General features: G+C 68.8%; 5 protein-coding genes. All 5 read left to right on the top strand.

Annotated elements, in window-relative coordinates:
- On the top strand, positions 1-719 hold a 719-nt coding region (locus EB084_16760), incomplete at its 5' end, for a hypothetical protein (protein ID NDD29908.1).
- Between the two features lie 57 nt (positions 720-776).
- Positions 777-2,594 (top strand): amidohydrolase, encoded by a 1,818-nt coding sequence (locus EB084_16755; protein ID NDD29907.1) that lies wholly within the window; start codon positions 777-779, stop codon positions 2,592-2,594.
- Positions 2,595-2,686: 92 nt separating this feature from the next.
- Complete coding sequence (locus EB084_16750) at positions 2,687-5,224, top strand: hypothetical protein (GenBank protein ID NDD29906.1); 2,538 nt, start codon at positions 2,687-2,689, stop codon at positions 5,222-5,224.
- A 130-nt stretch (positions 5,225-5,354) separates the two neighbouring features.
- A complete protein-coding gene (locus EB084_16745; protein NDD29905.1) occupies positions 5,355-5,993 on the top strand; it encodes a hypothetical protein in 639 nt (212 codons plus the stop codon).
- Positions 5,990-6,930: hypothetical protein (locus EB084_16740; protein ID NDD29904.1), on the top strand; the 941-nt coding region annotated here is incomplete at its 3' end. The genes EB084_16745 and EB084_16740, both read left to right, overlap by 4 nt.

Genomic DNA, 6,930 nt, shown 5'->3' with positions numbered 1-6,930 from the left:
CGCAGGGCTTCGAAGAGACCGAGAACGAGAGAGACGGCTCGGTGCTCATCTACATCCCGGCGGCGACGTTCACGATGGGGTCAGAAGGGCACGAAGACGAGAAGCCTCCGCACGAGGTTGCGCTAGACGGGTTCTGGATGGCCAGATGCCCTGTCACGAATGCCCAGTACCGTCGGTTCGTGGCGGCCACCGGGCACAGGGGCGCGGGCAGCTTCGAGCGGTACGCGAGCGCGTGGGGCGACGAGTGCCCCGTGGTCGACGTGTCGTGGCACGACGCGGTGGCCTATGCGAGATGGGCAGGGCTTCGCCTGCCGGCTGAATCCGAGTGGGAGTACGCCGCCCGCGGCCCTCGAGGGTTGACGTACCCGTGGGGGAACGACTGGGACCCGCAGCGGTGCCGAAGCAGCGTCGGGGGCGACTGGGGCTCAGCAGAGAGGCCTCTGCCGGTAGGCGCGTATCCGCAGGGGGGCTCGCCGTTCGGGTGTCTGGACATGGTGGGAAACGTCTGGGAGTGGTGCGCGTCGCTCTATCAGCCCTACCCCTGTCGCGCCGATGACGGTCGCGAACGCGCACAGAGCGGTGACGGTGAGCAGCGCGTCGTTCGCGGGGGCTCGTGGTTCGACTGCTTCCTCAACAGGTTTCGCGGCTCCGATCGCGGCAAGTATCGTCCTGGCAACAGCAACGACATCTGTGGCTTTCGCTGCGCGAGGCGTGCGTAGGGAAGATCGGTGTGTCGCGGTCGGGGAGGGGGGTCCCGAAGCCCAGTACTGCCACAGATGTGGTACTGCTCCGCGGTTACGGGCCACATCTGTGGCAGTACCCGCACCCGAGCGCCCTCACGCCCCACATCTGCGCTGTGCCTCGCGTCACCTCTCACGGCGACCGCAGGAGGTGCCCGACGGGCGCGGAACCCACGCGGCATGCGACGCATCATCATCTCGTTCCTGATCTGTCTGTTCGTGGGACCCACGCCACTGCAGGCCCGACCCGCGGACCTGGTGTTCCGCAACGGGTCGGTCTACACGGTCGACGCGCGCCATCCCAGGGCCGAAGCCCTCGCCGTGAAGGGCGGGCGCATCGTCTTCGTGGGGCGCGCCGCCGATCTTGCGCCGCACATCGGGCCGCGTACCCGCATCGTCGATCTGAGGGGGGGCATGCTGCTGCCGGGCTTTCAAGACACGCATGTGCACCTGCTCGACGGCGGGGTCGACCTCGGGCGCTGCGATCTCTACGCGTGCGAAAGCATCGCCGAGGTTTCCGCGACCATCCGCGCGTATGCCCGCGCCCATCCCCGCCTCCCCTGCGTGGTGGGTGCCGGCTGGGGCGTCTCGCTGTTTCCGGGATGCAACCCGAGCCGCGAGCTTCTCGACCGCCTCGTGCCGGATCGCCCCGCCTTCTTCTGGGCCTCGGACGGCCACAACGGGTGGGCCAACTCACGCGCCCTCGCGGCGGCCGGCATCACCGCGTCCACCCCGGACCCCCCACGTGGACGCATCGAGCGTGACGCCCACGGCAACCCGAGCGGAACCCTGCGCGAGGCGGCCGCAACGGGGGTGACCGAGAAGCTGTCTCCGGTCTCGTTCGACGAGAGCCTGCGGGGCCTGCTCACAGCCCAGGCGCGTGCCCATGCGGCAGGCATCACGACGATCCACGATGCGCGGGTGACGCGGAGCCAGGTCGCCGTCTGGCAGGCGGCTGAGGCGAAAGGGCGGCTCACCTTGCGGGTGGTGGCGTCGCTCGAGACCGACCCCACGCGCGGCCCCGAGCAGGTCGACGACCTGGTGAAGTTGCGCGCGAGCGCGACGCGCTCGCGGGTGCGCCTGACCGCCGCCAAGATCTTCCTCGACGGGGTGATCGAGACCCACACCGCCGCCATGCTCGCGCCGTACGCCGATCGCCCGCACGATCGAGGCATCTCCGAGTTCGCGCCGGACGCCCTCCGCGCGCTCGCCCTGCGACTCGACGATGCCGGCTTCCAGATCCACATGCACGCCATCGGCGACCGTGCAGTGCGCGACGGGCTCGACGCCATCGAGGCGGTGACGGTTGCGCACGGACCGCGCGACCGTCGTCCCCACATCGCGCACGTCCAGCTCATCGACCCAGCCGATCGACCCCGCTTCCCTCGTCTCGGGGTAGCGGCGAACTTCCAGTCGTACTGGCTGCAGGACAACAGCGATTCGAAGGTTGACCGCGTCGTGCTGGGACCCTCGCGCTACGCCCAGCAGTATCCCGCACGGTCGATGTGGCGCTGCGGCGCGCGCGTGGTCGGGGGAAGCGACTGGCCGGTCACCACCCTGGCCCCGCTCGACGCCATCGAGGTCGCGGTCACCCATCGCGCCCTGGGTGACGCCCACGGTGCGGTATACATCCCCGACGAGCGGGTCTCGCTCGCCCAGGCCATCCAGATGTACACGCGCAACGCCGCCTGGTTGGGATTCGATGAGGCCCGCACGGGGACGCTCGAGGTGGGTCGGAGGGCCGACCTGGTGGTGCTCGATCACGATCTGTTCAAGCTGCCTTCCCACCGCATCCACGCCGCTAGAGTCATGCTGACCGTGGCCGACGGCGCCGTCGTCTACCGTCGTCGCTGATCGACGCGCGAGGACTTCTCGAAGCGGAGGGGAATCTTCACCGACCCATCCTGCCGCCCCACCCCGCCGACAACGTCTGAGAGGAACTCGATATGGCCGACCACGACGAGGAGACCGCTCTCGACCCTTCCACGAACGCGTACACCCACACGCCGGGACGCCCCTCACATCTTCCCATATCCGAGCACGCCGAAGGCTTCACCAACGTGCCCACCAGTGAGCCGCCGCCGCTGCCGGACGAGGCGTCGGCCGAGGAGAAAGACCTGCACTGGTACACCCACGTCTACCAGGGCGACAACATGCCCCAGCTCACCTTCCGCGCGGTGGCCATGGGCGCGGTGCTCGGCATGCTGATGTCGTGGTCGAACCTCTACACCACCATGAAGGTGGGCTGGGGCTTCGGGGTGGCCATCACCTCGTGCGTGATGTCGTTCGTGCTCTGGAACGGCCTGCGCGCCCTCACGGGGGGCAAGCTCAGCCAGATGTCGATTCTCGAGAACAACTGCATGCAGTCGACCGCGTCGGCGGCAGGCGCGTCGACGGGGGCCACCATTGCCACCGCGTTCGGCGCCATGCTCATCCTCGACCCCAACCACGTGCATCAGCCGTGGTGGGCCGTGGCCAGCTTCACCCTCGCCACTGCGGCCATGGGCGTGTTCCTGGCCATTCCGATGAAGCGCCAGATGATCAATCACGAGCAGCTGCCGTTCCCCTCGGGAATCGCCGCCGCCACCACGCTGCGCAGCCTCTACAGCGAGGGGCGCGAGGCCATCAAGCGAGCCTACTCGCTCATCATCGCCATGCTGGTCGGCGCCGTGGTGGGCGTGCTCAACACCGACGAGGGCATGTTCTATCGGCTGGGTCGCTTCTTCGACTTCATGCGCAAGAAGGTGGTCGACGTACACCTCTCCGAGCAGTGGCCGGAGAAGGGCTTCTTCACCGCGGGCGGCAAGCCGCTGGTGGGCGGCGGATTCGAGCCCAGCGTGCTGCTCATCGGCGCGGGGATGATCGTGGGCCTGCGCGTGTCGCTGTCGATGCTTGCCGCCTCGTTCGTGCTCTACTTCTGGCTTGCGCCGTGGCTGGCCTCGGTCGACGCCGCGCACGCGGGCCAGGCCGGCTGGGTGGTGTCGCTGCCGCCGGCGGGCGGGGGAACCATGTTCAACCCCGTGCGCTGGGCCCTGTGGGGCGGTACCGCCCTCATGGTGACCTCGAGCCTCACCGCGCTGGCGCTGCAGTGGCGCACCGTGCTGCGCTCGTTCACCTCGTTCGGCGCCTCGAGCGCCGCGGGTGAGCCGCACGTCGGGGGCGCCGATGCAGAGACGCTTGCGAAGATGGCCGCCCTCGAGGTGCCCAACGGCTGGATGATTGCGGGCATGGTTCCCATCACCATTGTGATGCTGCTGGTGCAGTACTTTGCGTTTCATATCGGCGTCATCCCCGGGCTCGTCGCCGTGGGCATGTCGTTCGTGCTCTCGCTGGTGGCCTGCCGCGCCACGGGCGAGACCGACACCACCCCCATCGGCGCCATGGGCAAGGTGATGCAGCTCATGTTCGCGTTCATCTCGCCGGGCAACGTCACCCACAACCTCGTGTCGGCGGGCGTGGCGGCCAACAGCGCCAGCTCGTCGGCCGACCTGCTCACCGATCTCAAGAGCGGATACCTGCTGGGCGCAAACCCGCGTCAGCAGTTCATCGCCCAGTTCGTGGGCGTGTTCTTCGGCACGCTGGCCATCGTGCCGGGCTGGTACTTGATGATTCCCAACATCGACGCCCTCGAGAAGTTTCCGCTGCCCGCCACCCAGACGTGGGTGGCCGTGGCCCGCGTGCTGTCGAAGGGCATTGAGAGCCTGCCGCCGAGCGCCATCTACGCCGCGGTCATCGGCGCGCTCATCGGCTGCGCGCTGCCCATCATCGAGAAGCTCTTCCCCAAGGCGCGCCCGTATCTGCCCAGCGCCATGGGCCTCGGCCTGGGGCTGGTCGTGACCTTCAGCAACAGCTTCGCCTTCGTCATCGGCGCCGTGCTGGCCCTGATCTGGAGCAAGGTGAGCGAGCAGACCCACGACGCGTACAACGTGCCCGTGGCGTCCGGCCTGGTTGCGGGAGAGTCGCTGCTGAAGGCGATGCTGGCGATGCTGGCCACCGTCATCGGACTCACCATGTCGCCCGTCGTGGCCGACTTCGCCCCCGCCTCCGCCGCGCCGGGTGAGGTGATCACGGTGAAAGGGCAGAACTTCACAGGGGTCACGGGCGTTCGCTTCGGCAAGACCGAGACCGACAAGGTCGAGTTCATCGACGACACCACGGTGAAGGTGACCGTGCCCGACAAGGCCGAGGTGGGCACCATCACGGTGCTCACCACCGCTGGGCTGGGGGCCTCGAAGACCCAGTTCACGTCGACGGGCGCCGCTGCGCCCGGCACAGGCGCGCCGGGAGCCTCGGGTGCGCCTGCTGCGCCGGGTGTCTCGGGTGCGTCGGGTGCGTCGGGTGCGCCGTCGGGTGCGCCGTCGGGTGCGCCGGGTGCGCCGTCGGGTGCGTCGGGTGCCTCGGGTGCGTCGGGTGCGCCGGGTGTGGGCGAAACACCGATGCCGATGCCCCAGGCAACCGCGATGCCCTCAGGCAGTGCTCATTGAGACGGGCTGCCTCTGGAGCGGGGACGGGGGTGGAACTCGGAGGGGTGAAGTAGCTCCCGCGGGCTCCGCCTCTCCCGCGGGCTCCGCCGCTCCCGCGGGCTCCGCCGCTCCCGCGGGCTCCGCCGCTCCCGTGCGACGCGCTCCCGTGCGACGCGCTCCCGTGCGACGCTTTACTGCACTCGTCCATCACGTGGCGACAGGAATCGACCGTGAGGCGATCAGAATCTACAGGGCGGTGCAGACCTGCGTGTGCACCGCCCATCTCTCTTCCGCGAGGGCCACTTTGACCGCACAACCAGGGCAGCCCACCGGTCCCGAAGACGGCGCCGCTGCGGCCAGACGGGTGATTCCCAAGCTTCACGACACGCAGACGCACGCGCATCTGCGCGCGTCGTTCGCGCACGACGCACAGGCCTCGCGACTGTCGGAGCGCTTTGCCCGCGTGGCTGAGATCGAGGGATTCCCCGAGATCGCGCGGGCGTTCCGAGAGCTCGCGGAATCCCAGGCGTTTCACGCGCAGGGTCATCTCGACCTGCTGCTCCGCGCGGGCGACCCGCTCAGCGGTCGTCGTATCGGAGACACCCTCGAGAACGTGAGAGCCTCTGTCGCCGAGCATGAGGGAGAGCTGAGCAGCGAGCTCATCGAGATGATCCGCACGGCGCGTTCAGAAGGGTTCCCCGACATCGCAAGCTGGTTCGAAACCATGCAGCACATCCGCGTGGCTCATCAGGCTCGCCTGTCGGCCCTGCTCGCGGACCACGTGTCATGAGCGCGACACCTCCGCCTCTCTCTTCCGAGACCTATAGCGCCAGCAGCATCACGGTGCTGCGCGGGCTCGAGGCGATTCGCATGCGTCCCGCCATGTACGTCGGCTCGACCGGGCCCGAAGGGCTGCACAACCTGGTGCTCGAGGTGGTGCAGAACGCGGTCGACGAAGCTCTCGAGGGGCACTGCACGCGCATTGACGTGACGCTCCACGAAGACGGGTCGTGCAGCGTCGAAGACGACGGGCGGGGCATTCCCGTCGAGACCCATCCGGAAGCGGGGATTCCTGCCTGCGAAGTCGTGTTCACCATGCTGCACAGCGGCGGGAAGTTCGCCGAGGGGGTCTACAGCGCCCCCGGTGGCCTGCACGGAATCGGGCTGGCGGCGGTGAACGCCCTCTCGGAGTCGATCGAGGTCGACATCTGGCGCGACGGCAGCCACTACCGTCAGCGCTACACGCAGGGCGAGCCGGGGCCTCTCGAGCGTCTGGGTGATTCGAGCCGCCACGGAACCCGCGTTCACTTCATGCCCGATCGGCGCATCTTCCGCGCCGACACGGGAGCCCGCGCCCATCACCGCATCGCCGAGGGCGCGGTGGCCGAGCACCTTCAGGGCCAGGCCTTCCTGCAGCCGGGCCTTACCGTCACGCTCACCGCAGGCTCGCGACAGCACACGTGGTGCTACGCCTCAGGGCTGGCCGGCTATGTCTCGTGGCTCAACACCGATCGTGACCCCGTGCACCCGGAGCCCATCGAGCTCAGGGCAGAGGCCGACGGGGTCGAGGTGCACGTCGCCCTGCAGTGGACCCACAAGTACGCAGAAGACCTGCGCGGATACGTCAACCGCATCTACACCCCGCAGGGCGGCACCCACCTCGAGGGGCTCAAGGCGGCCCTCACCCACGTCATCAACGAGGCCGCGGTCGAGCGCATCGAGGGAGA

Source organism: Pseudomonadota bacterium, assembly GCA_010028905.1.
Taxonomy (GTDB): Bacteria; Vulcanimicrobiota; Xenobia; order RGZZ01; family RGZZ01; genus RGZZ01.
The sequence above is the reverse complement of the archived record's forward strand: the minus strand, read 5'-3'. Positions and strand labels throughout refer to the sequence as shown.

Excerpts from the sequence above, each read along its gene's own strand:
- EB084_16755 (NDD29907.1), top strand. The coding sequence starts at position 777 with ATGTGGTACTGCTCCGCGGTTACGGGCCACATCTGTGGCAGTACCCGC.
- EB084_16750 (NDD29906.1), top strand. The coding sequence starts at position 2,687 with ATGGCCGACCACGACGAGGAGACCGCTCTCGACCCTTCCACGAACGCG.